The 20,873-nt window shown below is 59.2% G+C and carries 31 protein-coding genes and 1 tRNA gene; 24 read left to right on the top strand and 8 right to left on the bottom strand.

Translation table 11 applies throughout. The features are described 5' to 3' along the window. Positions 1-8 precede the first annotated feature (8 nt). From J9893_RS20130 to J9893_RS20100, 8 genes are all read right to left on the bottom strand, one after another. Entirely contained in the window at positions 9-320 is a 312-nt protein-coding gene (locus tag J9893_RS20130) for a hypothetical protein (RefSeq protein WP_210558075.1), read from the bottom strand. After that, positions 313-1,725: a DnaB-like helicase C-terminal domain-containing protein gene (locus J9893_RS20125; protein WP_045789802.1), complete on the bottom strand. Its 1,413-nt coding sequence runs from the start codon at positions 1,723-1,725 to the stop codon at positions 313-315. Before J9893_RS20125 ends, J9893_RS20130 begins: the two co-directional genes overlap by 8 nt. Beyond that, positions 1,715-2,488 carry a replication protein gene (locus J9893_RS20120; protein WP_349237073.1) on the bottom strand — a complete coding sequence of 258 codons (774 nt, stop codon included), beginning with the start codon at positions 2,486-2,488 and terminating at the stop codon, positions 1,715-1,717. Before J9893_RS20120 ends, J9893_RS20125 begins: the two co-directional genes overlap by 11 nt. A gap of 61 nt (positions 2,489-2,549) precedes the next feature. Beyond that, on the bottom strand, positions 2,550-2,681 hold the full coding sequence (locus J9893_RS22005; protein WP_275424086.1) for a hypothetical protein: 132 nt from the start codon (positions 2,679-2,681) through the stop codon (positions 2,550-2,552). Continuing rightward, positions 2,674-2,829: a hypothetical protein gene (locus J9893_RS20115; protein ID WP_196299338.1), complete on the bottom strand. Its 156-nt coding sequence runs from the start codon at positions 2,827-2,829 to the stop codon at positions 2,674-2,676. The genes J9893_RS22005 and J9893_RS20115 overlap by 8 nt, the downstream gene beginning before the upstream one ends. 53 nt (positions 2,830-2,882) lie before the next feature. Next, positions 2,883-3,101 carry a hypothetical protein gene (locus J9893_RS20110; RefSeq protein WP_210601766.1) on the bottom strand — a complete coding sequence of 73 codons (219 nt, stop codon included), beginning with the start codon at positions 3,099-3,101 and terminating at the stop codon, positions 2,883-2,885. Between the two features lie 3 nt (positions 3,102-3,104). After that, a complete protein-coding gene (locus J9893_RS20105; protein WP_210601765.1) occupies positions 3,105-3,494 on the bottom strand; it encodes a hypothetical protein in 390 nt (129 codons plus the stop codon). A 41-nt stretch (positions 3,495-3,535) separates the two neighbouring features. Continuing rightward, entirely contained in the window at positions 3,536-3,751 is a 216-nt protein-coding gene (locus tag J9893_RS20100) for a Cro/CI family transcriptional regulator (RefSeq protein ID WP_064339872.1), read from the bottom strand. A 53-nt stretch (positions 3,752-3,804) separates the two neighbouring features. Between J9893_RS20100 and J9893_RS20095 the strand changes: the two genes are divergently transcribed. The 24 genes from J9893_RS20095 (at position 3,805) to J9893_RS19980 (ending at position 20,866) form a co-directional block, all read left to right on the top strand. Beyond that, positions 3,805-4,503: a helix-turn-helix transcriptional regulator gene (locus J9893_RS20095; protein ID WP_246875657.1), complete on the top strand. Its 699-nt coding sequence runs from the start codon at positions 3,805-3,807 to the stop codon at positions 4,501-4,503. A 316-nt stretch (positions 4,504-4,819) separates the two neighbouring features. Then, a tRNA-Pro gene (locus J9893_RS20090) sits at positions 4,820-4,894 on the top strand. Between the two features lie 221 nt (positions 4,895-5,115). Then, a complete protein-coding gene (locus J9893_RS20085; RefSeq protein WP_202040098.1) occupies positions 5,116-5,370 on the top strand; it encodes a hypothetical protein in 255 nt (84 codons plus the stop codon). Between the two features lie 313 nt (positions 5,371-5,683). Beyond that, positions 5,684-6,571 carry a tetratricopeptide repeat protein gene (locus J9893_RS20080; protein ID WP_210601764.1) on the top strand — a complete coding sequence of 296 codons (888 nt, stop codon included), beginning with the start codon at positions 5,684-5,686 and terminating at the stop codon, positions 6,569-6,571. 74 nt (positions 6,572-6,645) lie between these two features. Beyond that, positions 6,646-6,837: a hypothetical protein gene (locus tag J9893_RS20075; RefSeq protein WP_139750917.1), complete on the top strand. Its 192-nt coding sequence runs from the start codon at positions 6,646-6,648 to the stop codon at positions 6,835-6,837. A 2-nt stretch (positions 6,838-6,839) separates the two neighbouring features. Then, complete coding sequence (locus tag J9893_RS20070) at positions 6,840-7,205, top strand: hypothetical protein (RefSeq protein WP_210601763.1); 366 nt, start codon at positions 6,840-6,842, stop codon at positions 7,203-7,205. Then, a complete protein-coding gene (locus tag J9893_RS20065) occupies positions 7,202-8,047 on the top strand; it encodes a PD-(D/E)XK nuclease-like domain-containing protein (RefSeq protein WP_210601762.1) in 846 nt (281 codons plus the stop codon). The genes J9893_RS20070 and J9893_RS20065 overlap by 4 nt, the downstream gene beginning before the upstream one ends. Next, positions 8,044-9,021: a phage recombination protein Bet gene (bet, locus tag J9893_RS20060; protein ID WP_202040103.1), complete on the top strand. Its 978-nt coding sequence runs from the start codon at positions 8,044-8,046 to the stop codon at positions 9,019-9,021. Before J9893_RS20065 ends, bet begins: the two co-directional genes overlap by 4 nt. A 48-nt stretch (positions 9,022-9,069) precedes the next feature. Beyond that, a complete protein-coding gene (locus J9893_RS20055) occupies positions 9,070-10,158 on the top strand; it encodes a hypothetical protein (protein WP_113070525.1) in 1,089 nt (362 codons plus the stop codon). Positions 10,159-10,207: 49 nt separating this feature from the next. Then, positions 10,208-11,425, top strand: coding sequence for a hypothetical protein (locus tag J9893_RS20050; protein WP_210601790.1), 1,218 nt, complete (start codon positions 10,208-10,210; stop codon positions 11,423-11,425). After that, positions 11,422-12,036: a hypothetical protein gene (locus tag J9893_RS20045; RefSeq protein ID WP_210601761.1), complete on the top strand. Its 615-nt coding sequence runs from the start codon at positions 11,422-11,424 to the stop codon at positions 12,034-12,036. Before J9893_RS20050 ends, J9893_RS20045 begins: the two co-directional genes overlap by 4 nt. Then, a complete protein-coding gene (locus J9893_RS20040) occupies positions 12,029-12,607 on the top strand; it encodes a phage N-6-adenine-methyltransferase (protein WP_210601760.1) in 579 nt (192 codons plus the stop codon). The genes J9893_RS20045 and J9893_RS20040 overlap by 8 nt, the downstream gene beginning before the upstream one ends. Before the next feature lie 58 nt (positions 12,608-12,665). Then, the gene (locus tag J9893_RS20035; RefSeq protein ID WP_109422291.1) at positions 12,666-12,845 is read left to right on the top strand and encodes a hypothetical protein; all 180 of its coding nucleotides are present in this window, start codon (positions 12,666-12,668) and stop codon (positions 12,843-12,845) included. A 20-nt stretch (positions 12,846-12,865) separates the two neighbouring features. After that, positions 12,866-13,804 (top strand): recombination-associated protein RdgC, encoded by a 939-nt coding sequence (gene rdgC / locus J9893_RS20030; RefSeq protein ID WP_210601759.1) that lies wholly within the window; start codon positions 12,866-12,868, stop codon positions 13,802-13,804. Then, complete coding sequence (locus tag J9893_RS20025; RefSeq protein ID WP_182954184.1) at positions 13,801-14,145, top strand: hypothetical protein; 345 nt, start codon at positions 13,801-13,803, stop codon at positions 14,143-14,145. Before rdgC ends, J9893_RS20025 begins: the two co-directional genes overlap by 4 nt. Continuing rightward, positions 14,142-15,620, top strand: coding sequence for a hypothetical protein (locus J9893_RS20020; RefSeq protein WP_210601758.1), 1,479 nt, complete (start codon positions 14,142-14,144; stop codon positions 15,618-15,620). The genes J9893_RS20025 and J9893_RS20020 overlap by 4 nt, the downstream gene beginning before the upstream one ends. Continuing rightward, on the top strand, positions 15,584-15,802 hold the full coding sequence (locus tag J9893_RS20015; RefSeq protein ID WP_042027561.1) for a hypothetical protein: 219 nt from the start codon (positions 15,584-15,586) through the stop codon (positions 15,800-15,802). Before J9893_RS20020 ends, J9893_RS20015 begins: the two co-directional genes overlap by 37 nt. Positions 15,803-15,846: 44 nt before the next feature. Continuing rightward, a complete protein-coding gene (locus tag J9893_RS20010; RefSeq protein WP_210538398.1) occupies positions 15,847-16,158 on the top strand; it encodes a DUF4406 domain-containing protein in 312 nt (103 codons plus the stop codon). Between the two features lie 136 nt (positions 16,159-16,294). Next, positions 16,295-16,732 (top strand): hypothetical protein, encoded by a 438-nt coding sequence (locus J9893_RS20005; RefSeq protein ID WP_043163220.1) that lies wholly within the window; start codon positions 16,295-16,297, stop codon positions 16,730-16,732. Next, the gene (locus tag J9893_RS20000; protein ID WP_042642185.1) at positions 16,725-16,922 is read left to right on the top strand and encodes a hypothetical protein; all 198 of its coding nucleotides are present in this window, start codon (positions 16,725-16,727) and stop codon (positions 16,920-16,922) included. Before J9893_RS20005 ends, J9893_RS20000 begins: the two co-directional genes overlap by 8 nt. Beyond that, positions 16,889-18,064, top strand: coding sequence for a site-specific integrase (locus J9893_RS19995; protein ID WP_210601757.1), 1,176 nt, complete (start codon positions 16,889-16,891; stop codon positions 18,062-18,064). Before J9893_RS20000 ends, J9893_RS19995 begins: the two co-directional genes overlap by 34 nt. Before the next feature lie 238 nt (positions 18,065-18,302). Further along, positions 18,303-19,574, top strand: a complete 1,272-nt coding sequence (locus J9893_RS19990) for an integrase domain-containing protein (RefSeq protein ID WP_210601756.1) — start codon at positions 18,303-18,305, stop codon at positions 19,572-19,574. A gap of 101 nt (positions 19,575-19,675) precedes the next feature. Then, positions 19,676-20,527 carry a hypothetical protein gene (locus J9893_RS19985; RefSeq protein ID WP_210601755.1) on the top strand — a complete coding sequence of 284 codons (852 nt, stop codon included), beginning with the start codon at positions 19,676-19,678 and terminating at the stop codon, positions 20,525-20,527. A 111-nt stretch (positions 20,528-20,638) separates the two neighbouring features. Continuing rightward, positions 20,639-20,866 carry an AlpA family transcriptional regulator gene (locus J9893_RS19980; protein WP_210601754.1) on the top strand — a complete coding sequence of 76 codons (228 nt, stop codon included), beginning with the start codon at positions 20,639-20,641 and terminating at the stop codon, positions 20,864-20,866. The last annotated feature ends 7 nt before the right edge of the window (positions 20,867-20,873 follow it).

Here is a 20,873-nt window from a genome sequence, read left to right as displayed (position 1 = left end):
CCCTTGTGTCACTGGTTGGCAAGGCCCTCCCTCTCGAAGTTATCCACAACCCCAAATGAGTCACCACCTCGCAACACCAGCACTGGCGCGGCTCTCAGCCGTGCAGCCTCCTCAGCCACTCGCTCCGGCGTCGTGCTCTGCACCAGCCAATGCCCTGCGCCACGCCGCTGGTCGGTGTATCCCAGCGCATCGATCTCGTCGGCCACCTCGAGCTGCATCCGCTCCCCACACCAGCCCCGCACGGCGGGATAGATCACCACCCGGCAGAATTTCGCGGCCACGACCGCGGCACTCACGTCAGGATTGAAAAAATCAGCCATCCCACCCCCCTTTCGCTGGCTTGGATTTGCTGCGTTCCACTTCTGCAGCATGTGCCATGCGCGCAACCTCTTGCTGGTCGATATTTGAGATCACCCCATCATGGAACTGGCAGTAAGCGGTTCCCGTCTTACCGCCTCGGTTGAGCCTGACCAGCAACTCCATGACTCCTGCCATCGGGGAAGCCTCGTTATAGACCTCATCGCGATAACAGCCGATCCACACATCGCAATCCTGCTCGATCTGGCCGGTGTCACGGCTGTCGCTGGGAACCGGGCGTTTGTCTGCACGCTGCTCCAGCCCTCGATTGAGCTGAGTCAGCAGGATCACCGGGCAACCCATCTCCTTGGCTAGCATCTTGAGCGCCTTGGTTATCGCGCCGTAAGCCAGATCGTTACGCTCAGCCTTGTCGGCAGTCATCAGCGTCAGGTAGTCAACAGCGATCAGCCCGAGCTGACCGAACTGTCGCTTCAGCCGGCGACTCTCACGCACCACCTGGTGCACAGTCAGCCCAGGCAGATCTGCGATATGGAGTTTGGAGTTACCAAGCTCTGCGGCAACAGCGTAGGCCTTGTCCATCTTGCACTGGTCAGACATTGATTTCAGATGCTTGCCGGAGACACCGGACGCTTGCGATACCATGACCTCGAACAGCTCACCCCGTGTCATCTCCAGCGAAAAACCAACCACAGGGAGCTTCTTGACCAGCGACGTGTGGTTACACAGACTCGCCATCAGCGTGGTCTTGCCCATCTTCGGTCGAGCGCCGATACACACCAGCGCCGTAGGGCTGATCCCACCTGGGTAGAGCAACTCATCCAAGGACGCGATCCCCGTGGCATAACCGGTCATCTCCCCTGGGCGGCGGCTTGCCCGGCGATCCAGCTCATCACACCAGTCCCGCACGATTTCGCTGGCGTGTACCGCAATCCCGGTCACACCCCCAGAGCGCTTGGCATCGACCTCAGACAACAGCGACCCCATCGCAGCGAACCGCTCATCGGTGTTGCTGAATCCAGGCTCCATCATCGCCGCGATACAGTCATGCAGCTTGGCAACAGCGAAGCGCCGCTCTGCAGCGCTACGCACCATCCCCCCATAGGTCACGATGTTCGCCGCGCTTGGGGTGTTCTTGGCGATCTCGACTAGGTAGGCAAACCCGCCGGCAACATCGAGCTCGCCGTCCTGTTCGATACGGTGCTGCACTGTCATGATGTCAACCGGCTGCTTGGCGGCGATCAGTTGGGAGATCGCCCCGAAAATGATCTGGTGCGGGCGACTGTAAAAATCGCGTTCAGACAGGCCCAAGTCGTGGAACGAGTCAGCCCGCAGCATCAGCCCGCCCAGCACAGACTGCTCTGCCTCGAAGTTGTGAGGGGGCACAAACCCCATTGCATCACTCGTCATTGAACCGCCCCTCCCGCACGCCCAGATAACACCTCTCGGTCACCAAAAAATCCAAGTTCTTCGGCTTCCAGGCCGACTCGCCATCGCGGCGCGGGCGGCTCTCGCACATCCAGCGGCAGTTCTTGGCGATGAAATCCAAGTAGGCGCGCCAGCGGGTCTCGTCGAACTTGAACTTGGTCCAGAAGTTCCTGATTTTGGTTTTGCGAGAATCGGTCAGCTCACGGATGGCTGGCATCTCCGGCAGGATGTCGTGATAGGCATCCAGGATCTCCTGGTATGGTGTATTTTTCACTGGTCGCTTTTCGGGGGTTGCTGCTGGGGGTTCAGCGCAAGCTGATGCCCCATCAGTAGTTGTCTTTACTGTCTTTTGAATAGTGTCTTTTGTGTGTCCCTGTTTCGGGGAAACTCGATTCCCTGTTTCGGGGAAATTTTTATACCCTGTTTCGGGTAGCTTTTCCCTGTTTCGGGGAGCGTCAAAGTCCCACTCAGAAAGTACCTTGTTGGGTCCTATTTTTCGCCCTTTGTTGACCAGTATTCCCATCTCCAATAATTGGTTTTTGGCGGTGCAAACTCGGGTCTCCGGCAAACCGGTCATCTCGGCTATCTGCCCATTGGTGATGCGATCATGGGTCTGGTTAAAGCCATAGGTCTTGCGGATCACCGCCAGTACGACCTTGAACTGGTGCTTGGTCAAATCAGCGCCAATCAGCGCCTCGTAGAGCTCATTGGCAATGCGGGTATAGCCATCATCAAGGTCTGCCACACGAACCTCCTGTGGGGCACTCTGTAGGCGTCTATCTGGAAACTTCAAAAGCGCCGCCATCTCACACCTCCAATTCATCAGCCAATCGGCGCACAGCCAATTCGTATTCGCGCTGGGTAAGCCCCTGGAGCTGTAATTCGCGCTTCCTGAGCTCATAGAGCTCCCAGGTGGCAACGGATGAGGTGTTAACCATGAGCCACCTCCTGCTCGGTGTACTCACAGGTGGGGCACTCGTAGGCGCGGTCATTGGTGCCGGACTGCAGATCACTGCCGCACAGTGGGCAGTGGTTGAGGTCGTTCAGCAAGGGGTGGCCCCCATGGGCCATGGTTGAATTGGTCATTGTTGGGTCCTGTGGTGTTTAAGCTGCCCGCTGGTGAGGCGGGCAGGTGCTGCTTATGCGCTGGGTTGTGCTTCGGCACGCTCCAGGGTGCGGGCTTCCAGCTCGCGGGCCAGGCGGACGGCCTGGCGGTCGGTGCCGGCTGCGTGAGCGGTCGAGATCAGCGGCTCGTCGAGGGCTAGGGCCAGCTCGTGCATGACGGCCTTCAAGACGATGTTGTCGCGATCGCTGACGTGCTGGGATGCCGGGCGCGGCGGACGGTGTTGCATGGTCATGGGTTACCTCCCGAGGACAAAGTTGATGAGTTTTTGCAGGGGGCGCAGCGGGCGCTCCTCGTTGTAGACGGCCTCGTCTTCCTGGCTGAACTGGAGCAGGCCGCGCTCGGGCAGGCCGGAGCCCTCCAGGATCTCCTCGACGGTCACGGGCGGAAAACCCTGCTCCAGCAAGCTCCGATTGGCCCGTTTAACGGCCCTCGCCAATATGGTGGGCTCGTGCTGAGATATGGCCTGGAGCAGGATCAGCAGCGAGGTGCGGGCAAATGCGGTTTCGGTCATGCCACACTCGGCGCCTACTTCCTGCCATACCTGGCGCTGAGCTGGGGTGCCGCGCACCCGCAGCGGGGAGCGGGTGCTCATATTTTCATGATCGGGGAGCGATACTCTTCCCATGGGGTTGGTCCTCTATGTTGGGTGGAAAAGCTGGCCGGTGGTCAGGCGGCCTGCTGGGTAGAATGGTCTTGCTCCTTGAGCAGGGGGTAATCCTCCAGGCCCAGCCGCAGCTCGCCGTTGCTGGCGATGACAAAGCTGACTGCATGCTGGGCAGGGATCACCTCCCCCCACTTCACGGCAAGACTGCGGGAAATACCGATCGCTTTCATGGCGCGGGCCATATTGCCGAAATAGCCGATTACTTCATGTTTCTTCATTGGTCTGGGTCCTGTGCATGGTGACATGCAAATGATGTCCTCTATAGAGAACGATGTCAATCTTCAACGTCTCCCAAAGTGATCAGTCAAGGAATTACAATTTAGTCTCTAAAGAGAACAAGAGGTTATTGATGAAAACTTTCGGGCAACGCCTTGAGGAAAAGCTGCAAGAGTTGGGCATCAGCATGTCTGAGCTTGCGCGCCGTACCGGCTTATCCAAGAGCGTGATTAGCAACACCATCAATAACCCGAATCGTGAAATGCGAGTGTCATCCCTGATTTCCATTGCCAGGGTGCTGAAGGTTGATCCCATATGGCTATACACCGGCCGCAGCAGTGGTGATCTGCTGAACGACATTCAGTTCAATTCGGATAAAGTGCCGGTCTGGACCTTGGATGACGTGGGGAACCTGGCAATAGATATGCTGCCGAACATGAATAGCGGGCGGTATGTGGTGGCAGAGAACCAAAGCCACAGCATTGCCATCGAGGCCACAAACGATCACCTATCAAAATCAGGCATTGTGGCCGGTGACATCTGCATCTTCAGCTTGGCTGACCGCACTCCAGAGGAGGGTGCTGTAATGCTGATCAGGCTCGAAAAGAATGATCAAGCGCGGCTGCTAAGGGCAATGTCGGGGATTGATGGATGGGTTTACGGTGTAGACGATCCAAGGCTTGGCACGGTCACATCCAGTGAGGCTATCGTGCTTGGCAAGTTGTCAGAACTGAGGCGCAACGAGATCAAGTAACCCCCCTCTCCTCTCCATCCCCTTAACCCGCTTCGGCGGGTTTTTTGTTGTTCAAAAAAAATATCGTTTATTTTAGAGATCGGTGTTGACCAATCGTTCTCTAAAGAATACAGTTTGCACATCGTCCTCTTGAGAGAACGACCAAGGCCGAGAGCAACAAGGGGCAGCGTGGAAGGCGGCCAATCGTGGTGAAGGTTTTGGGAAGGATGACAAGGGGTAATGAGGCGGCACCTGTCTTCGATTCCGCCTAGTTCGTAACAGCACGCGATGGCGCGCCTATCCGAACCGAGCTTGCTGGAAGGTGAGCAACCAACATCGGAGATTCGGCAAGTGGTATGCCACCTCATTTGGGATGAGGGCTTCATAGGTTCGATCCCTGTATCTCCGACCAAATTTCGACAACCAGCAACAGGACCCGGCCCCTGACTAGGGCAGAAGTGAGGCGCCTGACCAGCGCGTAAGAACGACAAAGCCCGCACAAGGCGGGCTTCGAAGGACCGGGTACCACCCGGTCAGTGAAAGCCGAGGGACCAACCCCAGCAATCAGGACCCAGCATGACGAATCAACTGGGAATTAGCGAGGACCAACTCGCCAACAGGAGTGAATGTACCATGACCAAGCGCATTTTTTCTAGGGCCGCGAAAAGCGCAGACCAGATCATCGCCGCCATCGCCGACCGCCTGAACGGCAACGCCGCCCGCCGCCGAACCATCAAGCAACGCTTGACGGTTGCCATGATGGCCACCGAGCGGCACCAGCTCGTCGCAGCCCGCACCGCCCAGTCTGCCAAGGTGCGCACCCTGACCGCCATGAAATGCCGCGCCCTCCTCCACTGGCGGGCCGAGTTCCACCGCAACGCCATCTGACCCGGGTCTGGCGCTTCCCTCATAGCGCCGTAGCCAAGACGCATTTAATAGACACCGCGAGTGTGTCTTGGCTTCGCTCACGCCAAATTCGGCTGGGCCTGCTCTTTAACAACCTGGAACCGGCTCACAACCACGAATCCCGATGCCGGTAGGGATGCGCCGATACCCCGTTCAATCCGGAAGGCGGTGCGTGAACGTGAACGCAGGCCACTGGCAACAGTGGCCAGCCTGGAGCCCCTTGCATCAGGGGGTTGCAGGCTGACAGCCGCCCCAAACAGATCCATAATGCCCCCTTCCGAAACAAGGAGGGGTTATGAATCGAGTAGGGGGTTGGGTAGGAGCGGTGTTGCTGGGGTTGACGTTGCTGGTTATGCCAGTAGCGCAGGCAGAGCCAGATAATACTGACATCGCCAAGATTATGAAGCTAGCCGAGGCTGGCAGTAGGGACGACCAATATCGCCTTGGGTTTAGCTATGACATTGGTGACGGTGTACCTCAGGATGATAAGCAAGCAGTATTTTGGTACCAAAAAGCAGCCGAACAAAACCATGCAACTTCACAGTTCTTTTTAGGCGGTATGTATGAAGATGGCCGAGGCGTTCCGCAAAATAACAAAACCGCCGTGTTCTGGTTCAAAAAAGCAGCCGACCTTGGTTTGATTGCCGCACAAAACCAGCTTGGGTGGATGTATGCCAGTGGCACTACTGTGGTGCAGGATAAAAAACTGGCGTTCGACTGGTATAACAAGGCGGCCCAGCAAGGCTTTCCTTCAGCGCAATACAACATTGGCGTAATGTACGATCAGGGCCAAGGAGTAAAACAGGATTTTAGCAAAGCCTTGATATGGTACAGCAAGGCCGCCGAACAAGGTGTTGCCGAAGCGCAGTACAATCTCGGGGTGATACATTACCAAGGTCGAGGTGTGCGGCAAGACTTCAAAAAGGCTTTCTCTTGGTATCGAAAAGCCGCAGAGCAAGGTTTACCAGATGCGCAATACAACTTAGGTGCAGGATATGCGCGAGGTGAAGGGGTACCGCAGGATTATGTGAAGTCATACGCTTGGTATTCTGTTGCTGCAGCAAATGGCGAGCGGAGCTCCCACGATGCACGTGATAATGCCGCGAAGCGACTCACCCCAGATCAACTAGCCAAAGGCCAAGAGTTGGCGGCAAGCTACTTCGAGAAATACCAACCCAAGTAGTCACCACTTAGACCATCCGACCAAGCCCAGCAACTGCTGGGCTTTTTCGTTTTTACAACCACAGGACCCAGACCATGAAACCACTGACCGAAGCCCAGCTGATGGGCTTTCGCGGCGCAATGGTGCCACCCACCCGCCGCAAGTACCACGTAGACGCCGCCCCATCCGCCGAACAGGCGCGAATGGCCCGCAACAAAGCCACTACCCGCCGCGCCATCGAGAAGTATCACGAAGCGCTCGCCCTCCGTCGTGAAATGGAGCTCTAGCCATGACCAATGAAACCACCCTGCTCGCCCTGCTGGAGAGCCAGGAGGCCGAGGCCAACGCCAAGGCCGAGTGGGTCGCCGAGTGGATCGCGGCCAACCGTCCCCTGCTACTGGCCGGGGAACTCGATACCGACCTGTCCACCCTGCTGGCCGAGGTGAACCACGACCAGGGCCTGCAGCTCAACCAGGCGATGTTCCTGCTGATGACCGAGGGCGATCCTGCCCCGCTGATGCAGCTCACCAAGCAGTTGATGGACGCCGCCCTGGCCGCCCTGGCCCAGGCCGCCTGGCGCAGTCACCTCGCCGCCCTGCACGACGCCATGAGCGAGGAGCAATGGGAGCAGTACCAGCACAGGAGCGCAGCATGAACGCCATCGCCGACACCTCCGCCGCGCACCCGCTTGGTCGGGTGTTCGGCCTCTCCAACGAGGAGTACCACGCTGGCCCCGGGGTCAGCAAAAGCCAGCTCGACCAAATAGCCGAGAGCCCGGCTACCTATATCTGGGCCAAGAACGCCCCGCTCGACCAGGAAAAGCTCAAAGCCTTCGACATGGGCAGCGCCATCCACTGCCTACTGCTCGAACCGGACGAGTTCGAAAGCCGCTTCATCATCGCCCCACCGTTCAACCGCCGCACCAACGCCGGCAAGGCTGAAGAGGCCGAGTTCCTGGCAGGCTGCGCAGAGCTGGGCAAGACGGTGATGGATGCCGAGGAGGGACGCAAGCTCTACCTGATGCGCGACAGCGTGATGGCCCACCCGGACGCCCGCTGGCTGCTGGAACAAGAGGGGCACAGCGAGGCCTCCTTCTACTGGATTGACCCCCAGACCCAGGAGCTGTGCCGGATCCGCCCCGACCGCCACCTGAGCAATCACCCCGTCATCATTGACGTGAAGTCGGTGGACGACATGAGTCGCTTAGAGCGCCACGTCGAGGAGTTCCGCTACCACGTGCAGGACGCCATGTACTCCGAAGGCTTCCACCGGGTGATGGGCGAGGAGCCGGAATTCGTCTTTCTGGCTGTCAGCACCAGCGTGAACTGTGGCCGCTACCCGGTGCGGGTGCGCCCCCTGACGGATGACTGGAAGGATGCGGGCAAGGACCTGTTCCGCCGCGACCTCCATCGCTTCCACGACTGCCGGGTCAACAACGACTGGCACGACTTCAAACCCCTCCAGCGCCCAGCCTGGGCGACAAGGAAAGCAGCATGAGCAACATCACCAGTATCAAGCAGCAGGCGGCCGATAACTTCGCCGCCCAGTTCCCCATTCTCGTCCAGCGAGGCATCGACGAACCGACCTGGAACGCCCTGTGTAACACCATCTACCCGGGAGCCAACCCCGATTCGGTGGTCATGGCTATCGACTACTGCAAGGCTCGCGGCCTGGACATTCTGCTCAAGCCGGTCCACCTCGTCCCCATGCAGGTGACTGATGCCCGCTCCAAGGAGAAAGTCTGGCGGGATGTACCTATGCCCGGGATCGGCATGTACCGGATCCAGGCCGATCGCTCCGGCAACTACGCGGGGGCCGACGAACCCGTGTTCGGACCGGATGTGACCGAGGAGTTCCAAGACCCCTACAACCAAAGCGCCAAGATCAAGGTCACCTACCCGCAGTGGTGCAAGTACACCGTCTATAAGATGGTCAACGGCCAGCGGGTTGCCTTCCACGCCCTGGAGCGCTGGAAGGAGAACTACGCCACCCAGAGCGGCAAGACCGAGTGCCCCAACGCCATGTGGCGCAAGCGGCCCTATGCCCAGCTCGCCAAATGCACCGAGGCGCAGGCGCTACGCAAGGCCTGGCCGGAGATCGGTAGCGAGCCCACCGCCGAGGAGATGGAGGGCAAGGAGATCATCATCAACGAGATCCCAGGTAGCCAACCGCAGCATGGCGCACCGGCAAAGAGCCGCACCCTGGATGCCATCCGCGGCCAGAGCATCGAATCGGTCACCCTGGAGCATGAGCAGATGGCCGAACCCGCCCAGGCGGACCACGCCAACGCCTACGCCGACCACTGCGCCGCCATCGAGGGGGCATGTGATACCACCGAATGGCAGCAGGCCTACACCACCGCCTGGACCTGGGCCAACGAAACCGGCGACCAGAATATCATCGCAGGTATCAAGCAGATCGCCGGCGAGCGCAAGAAGCAGCTCAGTACCGGGCACAGCGCCCAGCAATAACCAACAAGGCCCGCTCACTGCGGGCCTTTTCAATCCTAAGGACCCGCCATGACCGAACAAGCCAAAACAGAGACAACCCAGGCCCAACTGGTTGTCATCGAACCCACCACCGCCGTCGCCCTGTTCACCGAGGGCCAGGGCGTGGCTGAACTGCTGGCCGATATCCGCCAGAAGGCAACCAGCCTGGTGCCCGACATTACCACCCCCAAGGGGCGCAAGGAGATCGCCAGCGTCGCCCATGCCGTTGCCCGCACCAAGACCTACCTGGACGGACTCGGCAAAGAGCTGACCGACCAGTACAAGGAGATCCCCAAGCGCATCGACGCCAACCGCAAAACCCTGCGCGACACCCTGGACACCTTGAAAGACGAGGTGCGCGCCCCGCTCACCCAGTACGAAGCGGCAGAGGAGGCCCGGGTGGCAGCACTGCAATCCCGACTGGCCCGCCTCAATGAACTGGGATCCTCTGCCAGTATCGAGATCGCCGCCGCCGACCTGCAGGTCATGCTGCAGGAGGTCGAGCAGAACGCCATGGACGACTCCTGGCAAGAGCTGCTGCCCCAGGCGACCGTTGCCAAGGAGCTCGCAACCAAGCGCCTCGGAGAGGCCCTGGCAGCCCGCCAGAAGTACGAATCCGAGCAGGCAGAGCTGGAGCAACTGCGCCAGAAGCAGGCCGAACAGGATCGCATCGACCGCGAGCGCCTGATAGTCGAGCAGGCGGCGGAGCAAGCCCGCCGGGAGGAAGAAAATCGCCAGCGCCTGGAGCGTGAAGCCGCCCAGCACCGCGAGCAGGAGGCCCAACGCCAAGCCCAGGTGGCACAGCAGGCTGCAGAGCAGGCCCTGCGTGATTCCGAAGCCGCCGAGCTGGCCCGCCAGCAGGCCGAAGCAAACGCTGCACGCCAGGCGGAAGAGGCCGCCGCCCGGGCAGCAGAGCAGGAACGTCAGCGCATCGCCGACGAGCAGCGCCAGAAAGCCGCAGAGGATGCTGCGCGCTCCGCCGACATGGAGCACCGCCGCACCATCAACAACGCCATCCTGATGGACCTGATGGGCCTGGGGATCGATGAGGGGAAAGCCATCAACCTCATCAAGCACATCGCCAGCAACAAGATCGACCACCTGACCATCAACTACTGATCACCCGCCCCGCCGCCAACGGGGCTTTTGCAATCCCAGAGGACCAACCATGACCACGCTGAACCCCAGCGAGGCGACCAGTCTCGCCCTGAACACCCTCACCAGCCAGATCCGCAACATCCTGCTGATGCCGGACGGCCCGGCCAAGGCCGCCATCGGCAGCTTCGAAACCCTGCTCAACGCCAACCTGACCATGATCAGCGAGGCCGCCAACGCCCACATCGACGAGTTCAATGGGCTCATCGACCAACTGGAAGCCCGGGATGGCGAGCTGCTCACCCAGGCGTCCCTGGTCAGCGAGCTGCGCCAGCAGGTTGCCGAAGCCGAGCAGCGCATTACTACCGCACGACAAGAAGGCGCCACCGGGTTGGAAGCCATGGACGCCGAGCTCTACAAGCTGCAGCGCACCCTGAACGACGTCCAGACCAAATACAGCGCCTTGCAGTACAGCGCCCGCCAGCTCGAGCGCCAGTTGACCGACCTCAACGCCATGGACCCGGCAGGCATGAAACGCCGCATCAAGGAGAAGAACGAGCTGCTTGAGGAGCAGCGCACCGCCATCGCCAAGCACAAGAGCAACGAGGCCGCCTACCGCGCTGAAGTGTTGAAGCTGGAGCGCCGTATCAGTGAGCTGCTGGGCGTCATCAACGATCAGGATCGTGAGCTGGAGCGCCGCCACACCGTCATCATGGAGCTGGAAAGCGCCCGCGCCGCCAAGCTGGTCTGGCACAAACACCTCGCCAACACCTACAAGGGTGAGGATGGCATGCTCTGGAACGTCTATCTGGTGGATCACGGCCTGAAATCCAACCTCCCCTACCTCATCAACGACCTCAACTGGAAGCTGCACGCCATGAAGTCCGATGGCTCCGGATGCTCGGTCATGCTGAGCCAGTGGATGAACCCCATCTACCCGACGCCCTATGGTGCCGGGGCCCCGGACGACATGACTCAGGACATCTTCGCCTTCATGCAGGAGGCGCTGGAGCAGAGTCACCCCCACCTGCAGCCCCGCACCGAATGGGCCAAGACAGTCAGCATCCATGAATGCGGCCTGCCGCCGCGCACCATCAAGCCGCTGGAGGAGGCCGGGATCGACACCCTCTACAAGGTGATGAGCCACCAGGGGAACAAGCTGGACAAGGTGAAGGGGATCGGCGAGAAGCTGGTAGGCCAGATCGTCTACGCCTGCGAGCTCAAGGTGAAGCTGTGGGAAGAGCAGTTCGCAGCCAACCAGCAGGCTGAACAGCACAAGGAGGCGGCATGAGTACCCAGCAAGCGAAAAATGATTTTCTGCGCGACACCTCTGAACACACCATGACGGTGCATCGTGATGATGGCCTTTACCGTCACCTTGAGTTTTCTAACCGTGGCAGCTCTGTCTACCGCTTCGACCTGGTTACATGGCCTGGCCACCTCACGGTCTGCGGCGACATGGGGACATGGACATTCAGCCGAACCGCCGACATGTTCGAGTTCTTCGGTGGCAACTTCGAGAAGGGCGTCAATCCGCGGTACTGGGGCGAAAAACTCCAGATGGGAGCTTCTGGCCGCCGCGATGAAATCTGCATGGAGTTTGACGAGGAATCCTTCAAGTCTGGGCTGCAGGAGTGGATAGCGGAGCTGCAACAAGATTGTGAAGAAGATGGCAAGGACTGCTCAGGCATTATCAGTGCGGTCAATGAAATCTGCGAAGAGAGCTACAGCCACGAGTTTCAGGCCTGCCAGGCTATCCACGATTCAGACCTGCCAAGCCAATATGAGTTGATGGAGGGGCTGACGATGAAGCGATACAGCCACCACTACCTGTGGATCCTGCACGCTATCGTCTGGGGGATTCAGCAGTACAACGCCAGCAAGGAGGCTGCCAATGGCTGACTACCGCGGCTCCACCACTCCAGAAGCCACCCGCGACATGACCCAGACCCCGCTCTATCTCTTCCGGGCGCTGGATCTGGAGTTCAACTTCGCCCTTGATGCCGCCGCCCTGCCGGAAACGGCGCTCTGTGAGAAGTACCTGACACCGGATATCGACGCCCTGAGCGTGGACTGGGGCGACTTTATCAGCCCGTCAGTGCGCTCGCCTTGGGCATGGCTCAACCCGCCCTACTCCGATATCGGACCGTGGGTGGAAAAAGCCATCGAGCAGCAGGGGCACGGCATCGGCACCGTCATGCTGGTCCCCCAGGACACCAGCACAGAATGGTACCCCGGTGAGCGCGCCAGCGAGGTCCGCCACATCACTGGTTACCACGATGAGAACGGCAAGTGGCGCAACGGCCGGGTGAGCTTCATCAACAAGGCAACCGGCGAAGAGATGAAGGGAAACCCCAAGGGCTCCATGCTCCTCATCTTCGCACCCAACTGGCGCGGCGAATGCCGGATCCGCGATGTCAGCAAGCTCACGCTACTGCTTGCCGGAGCAGAGCCCATCAGCGCTGCCGCCTGATACCCCCAATCCATCCACCGCTGGCCACACAGAAACGATGGATAAGTCGAGGACCCCCATGAAAGCCACGGAAAACCCCTACTGCGGTGCAGTAGTCATTGGGTTGGGCGTCGTCATGCCCGATCCCAAGCAGCCAGGCAAGTTCATCCTGCCAGGCGGCATCACTTGCGACCGGCAAACCGCCGAGGCCGCAGCCAAGAAGATTCACGACCTGCAGGCCAAGAAAGCCCGCAACTAACCGACCAAAGGACCCAGACCATGAACCATTCCGTTATCAAATCCGCCAGCATCTACAGTGCCAAGCTCCCAGCCATCGCAGCAATGCGCGAACACCTGGCCGAGCTCTCCTTCACTCCGCTCACTGAAAATCAGCTCAGCTGCGCCGGGTTCGAGACCAACCTGGTGACCGGCGAGCTTGTTACCAACCTGCCAGGCGTCGGCTACGCATTCGTCGTGCGCCAAGACACCAAGCTCATTCCGACCAAGATCGTCAACCGCAAGCTCAAAGAGCGCGTTGATGCGCTGATCAGCTCCGGTCTGCGGGAGAAGGTTACTCGCAAAGAGAAACTGGCCATGAAGGACCAATTGATTGTTGAGATGGCCGCCACGGCTGAATATGAAACCACGCTCACTCACGCCTTGTACGACCAGAGCAACGAGTTGCTGTACCTCAACACCACCACCAAGCGCCCGCTCAAGGTGGTCATGCACCTGCTGGTGAAGTGCATGGGCTCCCTCAAGACCCAGACCATCCACATCGACGACATCAAGATGGGGATCAGCAACCGCCTGAAAGACTACCTGACCGATAGTGCAGAGCGCCCGGAAGCGCTCGGCCCCTTCTCCCCGCTCCAGTTCGTCAAGCTCAAGTCTGCCGACACCGCGCAAGAGATGGTGACCTTCAAGGGCATGGATCTCAACGGGGATCGCGCATCCGATGTGGTTTCTCTGCTGGAAGCTGGCTACCTGGTGGAAGAGCTGGAGCTGTGGCACGAACCCATCAGCTTCAAGCTGAACAGTGATTTCAGCCTGCGAGCCATCGCCATGCCGGATTACGACTCGGACGATGACGCCGATGACTACGCCCACCACTGGCGCCAATGCAACGCTGCAAACCTCATCCTGCTGTCGAAGGCCATCACCGACCTCTGCACCATGATGGACTACCAAGCCCCGGCAGAGGAGAAGGCGGCATGACCGACATCACCATTACCGACACCAAAGAGGTCTGGGTGGTTTACACCAACACCGACCTCACCGAGGGGCGTGGGTATCAGTACCCGATCCACGTCTGCGGCTCACCCGCAACCGCGGAACGCATGGCGATACGCAAGGGCGTCCAGGGGAGCGACGCCAACGTCAGCAAGGAGATCGCCGTGAAGGTGCGAGGCAGTTGGCTGGCGCCGGTGAGCATCATCGAGCCCAACGACGCAGATCGCCGCGCTGACGCGCTTAACGCCGAGCGCCTGCGGGTGATGGACAAGGCCCGGGCCGCTGGCCTGACGGACGACGAAATCAGAATGCTGGGGGATGTATGAACGAACACACCAAGGGCCTGCTGCGGGTGGGCCATTCCGGGGCGGTTGTGGCAGACCACCCCGTCCCAGAAATGAGCGGCAGCGATGCCGTCGAATACTACGGCGGCCACTTGGTCGCCGAGTCAGTCACCGCCGCCAATGCCCGGCGGCTGGCAGCTTGCTGGAATGCCTGCGACGGTTTCACCACCGAAGAACTAGAAGCTCACACCGGGCCTCGCCTCCTGCGCGCTCGCCTTGAGGGTGCATTCGCTAGAATCGACGAGCTGCTTAGCGAACGGAATCGGGTTGGCATTGATATCAGTAGTGCCATTCTCTCCGGCATCGTCCCAGACCGTCACCCTCTGCGCTCGCGACTGGAGCTGCTGGCAAACCACCACAAGCACGAGCAGGCACTGGCTGATGGCATGGTGGCCATGGCCGACCAATGCCACCTGCTGGCTTCCCTGCTGCGGGAATTGCGAGATGGCGTTGAGGGGGATTGGTGCTTCCCTGGTGATCTGGACGAGCGCATCGACTCAGCTCTGGCTGTCACCCTATGTGTGCGACTTGATGCAGCGTGTACCGAGGCCACGACCACCCCGACCGAGCAGGACTACCGCGAGCTGCAGGAGCAACACGACCAGTTGCAGAGCACGCACAAGGGGACGCTGGTTCTGCTGCAGGAAGCGCATGAGGTAATGCGCCGTGTTATCCCGTCATTGCCGCAAGACTGCGCCAAGCGTGGTGACCTGCTGGATCGCATCGAGGTGGTGCTGGCTGGCCAGGTGCCGGAACTCACAAGCTTGCCAGATTGCACCGAGGTAACCCGCACCGCGCCGAAGCGCATCTGGTTGCAAGTGAGCGATGACTTTGGCGATCACAATGAACCGTTCCCCACCAGGGATGAGTTGGGGAACCGCGAGGTAACCTGGTGCGCCGATAGCGTGGGAGGTACCCAAATAGAGTATCTGCGCGCTGATTTGGCACACTGGATTACAAAACCAGCCCGCATTGGAGGGGTCGTGTTCCGGCCAGGGGTCAAGGTGGCAACGGTCATTGAGGCAGCCTACCGATCAGCCGAGAACTACCAGCAATGCCCGGCCAAATTCCAAGCGCTGCAGCATGCCATTCTCGGCAAGTTGCCAGAACTGTCTGCAGATATGTTGCGCGAGATCCAGCTCACTGGTCCTGTCGTGGTCATAGATAAGCCAGGCGTGTCGGAAGACTCGCAGGACGCATGGAGAAGGATGCTCTCCGCAGCCCCTAAGCCAGAATCGGTGAAAGTCCGCACCATCACCGAAGGCCAGGAACTCGAGCTGACCACTGTGCTGCAATCCATCGCCAACGGTTTCAGCGACGACCCGGCACATGATGCAGCCGCGTTGCTCAAGCGGATCGCCGGGGACATACCGTGGACGGGTGACTCCTTCCAGATCCCGCCACGCCAAGGAGGTGAGCCGTGCGATTCCGCGAGCCCATCATCCAGCCCGGCCTGACCCGCACCGAAGCCGAAGAGACCCGCGCCAGATACCTCCGCATCAACCCCGGCGCCCGGGTCACCATCGACAGCCAACCCGATAACCCCCAGCTCAAGACCCTGATAGCCCACCTCCCCGTCCTGCCGTTCAGGCAAGTCATGGATCCCGGCTTTATCGGGTACCGGGGCTGGCGAGCATAACCAGATCCCCGGCCTGCCCGGGGCTTCCAATTCAAGGACTCACCATGGCGAAAATCTACATAGCCGGGCCTATCTCAGGCCTGCCGAACTTCAACCGCGACGCCTTCAATGCCGAGGCGCACCGCCTGCTTGGCCTGGGCCATGTGGCCCTAAACCCGGCGATCCTGCCGGATGGGCTGGAGCAACACGAATACATGGCCATCTGCATCGAGATGGTTAAGATGGCAGATCAGCTGGTCATGCTGCCTGGCTGGGAGCGCAGCGCCGGCGCCAGAGCAGAGCACGCCCTGGCCATCAAGCTCGGCAAGGCCATAATTCTCCCCGTGCCGCACTTGGCTGACGAGGTGGCGGCATGACCAGACAGCGGGCCGCCGGGCTCGCCATCCTGGCGCTAAACACCCTGGCCGCACTGATGGTGCTGACCCTGCTGTAATCGCGGCCCTTCCTTCAATCCACCCGGCGCCCCATCCTCTGGGACAGGAGGGCCACGCCATGCAGCAACTTCAACTGACCATCGACCAGGACAGCCAGCTTCTCAACGAGCTGGTCAGCGCCGTGCGCTCCCCCACCCTTTCCCGATCGGCCAAGCTCGCCGAGATCGGCCGCATCCTGGCGCACTTCGATCTGCCCATCGAAGCGCCCCGGGTTGCCGGCCAGCTCTGGAGCGCCACCGAACTGGGCAAGGAGCTGGGGGTCAGCGCCCAGGCCATTGGCCGGCTGGCCAACCAGCACCAACTCAAACGCCCGGCGTTCGGGGAGTACCGCCTTGACCAGGCGGTCAGCAGCAGGAAGCAGGTGGAATGCTTCCTCTACAACCGAGCGGGCCGGGATGAAATCACCAGACTGACGAGGACCAACAACCATGGGAACAGCAGCAGACCCGGCGCAAACCCACATTCAGGGCCAGCTCATCATAATGAGAATGCCTGACGCCATCCCGCTCAGCACCTACCTGAGCACCATCGAGCTCACCGACCGGGACACCATCAACAAGCGGATCCAGCGCGGCATCTGGCAGCTGGGGGTGCACATCGTCAACGTGGACGGGGTGAAGGAGCGTTGGGTCAACATCGCAGAGGTAACCAAGTGGGCAATGAAAAACAGCTCCCACGCGGCGTAACAGTCCGCGGGGATACGATCAATATCACCTTCACGTTCAAGGGGGTTCGCTGTCGTGAGCCCCTGTCCAACTTGCCGAACACCACCGCCAACGTGCGCTACGCCTCCCGCCTGCTCGGGGAGATCCAGGGCAAGATAGAGCGTGGCCAGTTCGCCTACGCCGACTACTTCCCGAAGTCCAAGAAGCTGCGGATGTTCGGCGGCGCCTCGATCGCCGCCAAGGTGGCCGACTATCTGGACGAGTACCTGCAGCGATGTGAGCGCCGGGGGCTGAGCCCATCAACAATGGTTGGGTACCGCAAGTGCCACACAGCGCTGGCCGATCTGCACGGGATCACCGTCTCCGAGCTGACCCCCGCCCAGGTGAAAAACTGGCTGATCAGGGGAGGCACTACCGCGAAGACGGCCCGCAACCGGCTGTCGTTCCTGCGCAGCGCCATCGACGAGGCGGTCACGGATGGGTTGCTGGCATCAAACCCGGTTTCTCTGGTGACCGTTTCCCGATATTTGGACGGGAATTCAGTTCCCGATCAGGGAGCCAAGGACGTGGACCCCTTCACCCCGGAGGAAGTGGCCGCCATCCTCTCCACAGCCCACGGCATCAATGAGCAGTGGGCCAACCTGTTCTCCTTCGCTTTCGCAACCGGGATGCGGCCGTCAGAGCTATGCGCCCTGCGTTGGGAGGCCATCGACTGGATCGGTAACACCGTGCAGGTATCTCGCGCCAAAGTGGTCGGGGTCATCAAGACCACCAAGACCCGGGCCGGAACTCGCACCATCGAGCTGACCGGCGAGGCGCTGGCGGCGCTGACCAGCCAGAAGCGCTTCACCTGCCTTCGGGGGGAGTATGTCTTTGACGACCCCAAGCTCAACCAGCCCTGGGCCGGGGCCGACGCCATCAGGAAGAAAGCCTGGCTCTACACCCTCAAGCGGTCAGGCGTTCGCTACCGCCACCTCTACCAAACCCGCCACACCTTTGCCACCGCCAACATCAGCCGCGGCTGCAACCTGTTTTGGCTCTCCACCCAGATGGGACACAAGGGGCCAGAAATGCTGTTTCGGCACTACGGATCCTACCTTGCCGAGTACGACGGCCAGACAGCAAAAGCGCCAATCCTGATCCAAAATCCAACCGGAAAATAAAAAAGCCTTATAGTTCAATTGGTAAAGCTGCACAGGACGGGGGTTCAAATCCCCCCAGCTCCACCAAATAATGTTCCGGCCGGGAACAAAGAAGTACAGAAACCCGCACAGCGTAAGGCTTTGCGGGTTTTTTGTTGTCCGTAAAAGTCCGAGGGAGTCGCCAGAAGCCAGCTCATTTAGTACCATTATTAGTACCACAGGGGCTGTGGTACTAAATTCGGTGGTACTAAGAGGCAACATGGACAAGAAGACGCGCGAGACCGGGACAAACCGGCTAACCGACACTAAAGTGAAAACTGCCAAGGCAGAAACAAAAGAATCCACGCTGTCTGATGGTGAAGGGCTAGAGCTGAGAGTTAAACCTAACGGCGGGAAGCGATGGGTTTTCAAATACCAAAGACCAGCCGATAAGAAACGCACCAACATGGGATTTGGTACTTATCCAGAAGTATCCCTTGCTGCAGCCAGAGAACGGCGGCGAGAAGCCCGTGCCCTGCTGGCCAAAAGCATTGATCCCAAGCTCCACAAAGAAGAACAGATCTCCACAGCCCAAGCCGAAAAAGAAGCCAGTGCCAACACGTTCGGGCTCATGGCCAGCGAATGGCTGGAACTGAAACGCCACGACGTATCAGAAGACTATGCCGCAGATTCGTGGCGCTCTCTTGAGCTATATGTACTGCCCTTCATTGGCGCCCTGCCCATCGACCAGATACGAGCGCCAAAAGTCATTGAGATACTTCGGCCGATTGAGGCTGATGGCAAGCATGAGACTGTACGGCGCCTCTGTCAGCGGATTAACGAGATCCTCGACTACAGCGTTAACCACGGGCTCCTCGCCGCCAACCCCTGCTCCGCTATTCGCAAGGTGTTCAAGAAACCCACCAAAAAACATATGCCAACCCTCAAGCCAGACGAGCTGCCTGCGCTGATGGCCGACATTGCCAACGGTCGTCTTGATCCCACCACCCGCTGCCAGATCGAGTGGAGCCTTCACACTCTGGTGCGTCCCGGTGAGTCGGCTGGCACTCGCTGGGACGAGATCGACGTTGAGGCCAGGGTCTGGAACATCCCCGCCGACCGGATGAAGATGGACAGACCCCACCGCGTACCGCTCTCCCCGCAAGCCCTTGCCCTGTTGGAGCGGATGAAGCCTATCAGCGGTCACCGCCCCTTTGTGTTCCCCGGCTACCGTGATCCCATGGGCCATATCAACGACCAGAGCGCCAATGCTGCCCTCAAGCGACTGGGCTACGGTGGGCGGCTGGTGGCCCACGGGCTGCGCTCGCTGGGGAGCACCACCCTCAACGAACAAGGTTTTAACCCCGACGCCATTGAGGCGGCCCTCTCCCACGCCGACGATAACGAGATCCGCCGTGCCTATAACCGGTCGGACTACTTCGAGCAGAGGGTGATCATGATGGGCTGGTGGAGTGAGCATATCGAGCAGGCCAGCCAGGGGAGTATGTCCCTGGCAAGCGGCTTTAAAGGATTAAAGGTGGTGGTCAAATAGTCCAAACCTAACGACTTGCCGGGTCTAGATAGGCCAATCGAAACGCGGGAAACCTTGCCCGTTCGGCTCGGCTCAACTTCAAGGGTTTCTAAGAATAACACATGGGTAAACAACCAGAAATATCCTCTAATTCCACCTCTCGCACCATTCCTGTATTGCCTCGTGATTACTGCACGATAGAGCGCGCCGCTCGCATGCTGTCCTGTGAAGCTGAGGACATTTTGCAATGGGGGGCGGAGGGTGCTATTCCCCTCATGGTGAATTTTGACCAATGGGTGAAGCCGATTTATGGGGAAGTAGTGGACTGTTACGGCTACGAACGAGAACCTGATGACGATGGAGTCGTTGAATTAGCTGGTGGACGAACGTGGTACAGGCCCACCCCACTAGCAGACGACGATGAAATTATTGGATTAGACGAGTTAGGGGGATTCTGGTGTGTGCTGAAATCTGATTTATTGCAGAGTCTCCTTGGAGTCCCCGTCGATGAGCTAAAACTCTTTGCACCTGATCTAGATTTAATTCCGAGAGGAAGTTCGCAGGCACTTGCTATGGCTTGTGACCTTGACAATCCATTTCCAACCTACTGGATTTCTCGGCATAGCATCCTGAAAATCAAAAAACACATTGAGTCAGGTGAATCGCTTCAACCTGACAGTCTTCTGCTCGAAAATTTCCTTGCATCATCAAAAACTCATCCACGAGCCTTAGCAAGTGCAGTAGACCGTGAGTTAATTCTGACTGCTGCAATTTATGTTAAAGATAAAGTTGGTGATGGCTGGTTTCATGACCCCAAGGACACTAATACCGACGAGGCCAAGGGATGGGCCTACAAGGTTAAATGCAACGAAAAACGGTTGTTTGATGGGGGCGTGTGTCCATTAGGCGAAAGCAAAATTGAACGGATTTTAGGTGCAGCAATGAATCAAGGTAAACCACACAAGAGTAAATAGAAACCAATGTCAGGTAATATCTCTCGATGTCAGGTTGCCTACCTGACATCGAGTTTGCATCACCCTGTGCTTCAATGACCTCCTCGAAAACAACGACGATAGAGGATAGTTATGGAAGCACATACCCCACCCACCCCAGCTCAGTTTCGCCTGATCCGCATGAAGGAAGTGATCCAAAAAACCGGCTTGAGCAAGAGCAGTATTTACGATCTGATCGCTCGTGATCAGTTGCCGAGACCCGTCCGTTTGTCACCAGTAGGAGGTCGTTCTGTCGCCTTTGTCGAGTCAGAAATAGACTCTTGGATTGCGGAGCGCATTGCCGCTCGCCATACTGAATAAAGGGGCA

Origin of the sequence: Aeromonas sp. MaB10011B, from assembly GCF_017939325.1 — a bacterium.
Classification (GTDB): domain Bacteria; phylum Pseudomonadota; class Gammaproteobacteria; order Enterobacterales; family Aeromonadaceae; genus Aeromonas; species Aeromonas caviae.
Note: the sequence above shows the minus strand (reverse complement) of the source record. Positions and strands in the feature narration are given on the sequence as shown.

Excerpts from the sequence above, each read along its gene's own strand:
- J9893_RS20130 (WP_210558075.1), bottom strand. The coding sequence starts at position 320 with ATGGCTGATTTTTTCAATCCTGACGTGAGTGCCGCGGTCGTGGCCGCG.
- J9893_RS20125 (WP_045789802.1), bottom strand. The coding sequence starts at position 1,725 with ATGACGAGTGATGCAATGGGGTTTGTGCCCCCTCACAACTTCGAGGCA.
- J9893_RS22005 (WP_275424086.1), bottom strand. The coding sequence starts at position 2,681 with ATGGTTAACACCTCATCCGTTGCCACCTGGGAGCTCTATGAGCTCAGG.
- J9893_RS20115 (WP_196299338.1), bottom strand. The coding sequence starts at position 2,829 with ATGACCAATTCAACCATGGCCCATGGGGGCCACCCCTTGCTGAACGAC.
- J9893_RS20110 (WP_210601766.1), bottom strand. The coding sequence starts at position 3,101 with ATGACCATGCAACACCGTCCGCCGCGCCCGGCATCCCAGCACGTCAGC.
- J9893_RS20105 (WP_210601765.1), bottom strand. The coding sequence starts at position 3,494 with ATGGGAAGAGTATCGCTCCCCGATCATGAAAATATGAGCACCCGCTCC.
- J9893_RS20100 (WP_064339872.1), bottom strand. The coding sequence starts at position 3,751 with ATGAAGAAACATGAAGTAATCGGCTATTTCGGCAATATGGCCCGCGCC.
- J9893_RS20095 (WP_246875657.1), top strand. The coding sequence starts at position 3,805 with ATGTCAATCTTCAACGTCTCCCAAAGTGATCAGTCAAGGAATTACAAT.
- J9893_RS20085 (WP_202040098.1), top strand. The coding sequence starts at position 5,116 with ATGACCAAGCGCATTTTTTCTAGGGCCGCGAAAAGCGCAGACCAGATC.
- J9893_RS20080 (WP_210601764.1), top strand. The coding sequence starts at position 5,684 with ATGAATCGAGTAGGGGGTTGGGTAGGAGCGGTGTTGCTGGGGTTGACG.
- J9893_RS20075 (WP_139750917.1), top strand. The coding sequence starts at position 6,646 with ATGAAACCACTGACCGAAGCCCAGCTGATGGGCTTTCGCGGCGCAATG.
- J9893_RS20070 (WP_210601763.1), top strand. The coding sequence starts at position 6,840 with ATGACCAATGAAACCACCCTGCTCGCCCTGCTGGAGAGCCAGGAGGCC.
- J9893_RS20065 (WP_210601762.1), top strand. The coding sequence starts at position 7,202 with ATGAACGCCATCGCCGACACCTCCGCCGCGCACCCGCTTGGTCGGGTG.
- bet (WP_202040103.1), top strand. The coding sequence starts at position 8,044 with ATGAGCAACATCACCAGTATCAAGCAGCAGGCGGCCGATAACTTCGCC.
- J9893_RS20055 (WP_113070525.1), top strand. The coding sequence starts at position 9,070 with ATGACCGAACAAGCCAAAACAGAGACAACCCAGGCCCAACTGGTTGTC.
- J9893_RS20050 (WP_210601790.1), top strand. The coding sequence starts at position 10,208 with ATGACCACGCTGAACCCCAGCGAGGCGACCAGTCTCGCCCTGAACACC.
- J9893_RS20045 (WP_210601761.1), top strand. The coding sequence starts at position 11,422 with ATGAGTACCCAGCAAGCGAAAAATGATTTTCTGCGCGACACCTCTGAA.
- J9893_RS20040 (WP_210601760.1), top strand. The coding sequence starts at position 12,029 with ATGGCTGACTACCGCGGCTCCACCACTCCAGAAGCCACCCGCGACATG.
- J9893_RS20035 (WP_109422291.1), top strand. The coding sequence starts at position 12,666 with ATGAAAGCCACGGAAAACCCCTACTGCGGTGCAGTAGTCATTGGGTTG.
- rdgC (WP_210601759.1), top strand. The coding sequence starts at position 12,866 with ATGAACCATTCCGTTATCAAATCCGCCAGCATCTACAGTGCCAAGCTC.
- J9893_RS20025 (WP_182954184.1), top strand. The coding sequence starts at position 13,801 with ATGACCGACATCACCATTACCGACACCAAAGAGGTCTGGGTGGTTTAC.
- J9893_RS20020 (WP_210601758.1), top strand. The coding sequence starts at position 14,142 with ATGAACGAACACACCAAGGGCCTGCTGCGGGTGGGCCATTCCGGGGCG.
- J9893_RS20010 (WP_210538398.1), top strand. The coding sequence starts at position 15,847 with ATGGCGAAAATCTACATAGCCGGGCCTATCTCAGGCCTGCCGAACTTC.
- J9893_RS20005 (WP_043163220.1), top strand. The coding sequence starts at position 16,295 with ATGCAGCAACTTCAACTGACCATCGACCAGGACAGCCAGCTTCTCAAC.
- J9893_RS20000 (WP_042642185.1), top strand. The coding sequence starts at position 16,725 with ATGCCTGACGCCATCCCGCTCAGCACCTACCTGAGCACCATCGAGCTC.
- J9893_RS19990 (WP_210601756.1), top strand. The coding sequence starts at position 18,303 with ATGGACAAGAAGACGCGCGAGACCGGGACAAACCGGCTAACCGACACT.
- J9893_RS19985 (WP_210601755.1), top strand. The coding sequence starts at position 19,676 with ATGGGTAAACAACCAGAAATATCCTCTAATTCCACCTCTCGCACCATT.
- J9893_RS19980 (WP_210601754.1), top strand. The coding sequence starts at position 20,639 with ATGGAAGCACATACCCCACCCACCCCAGCTCAGTTTCGCCTGATCCGC.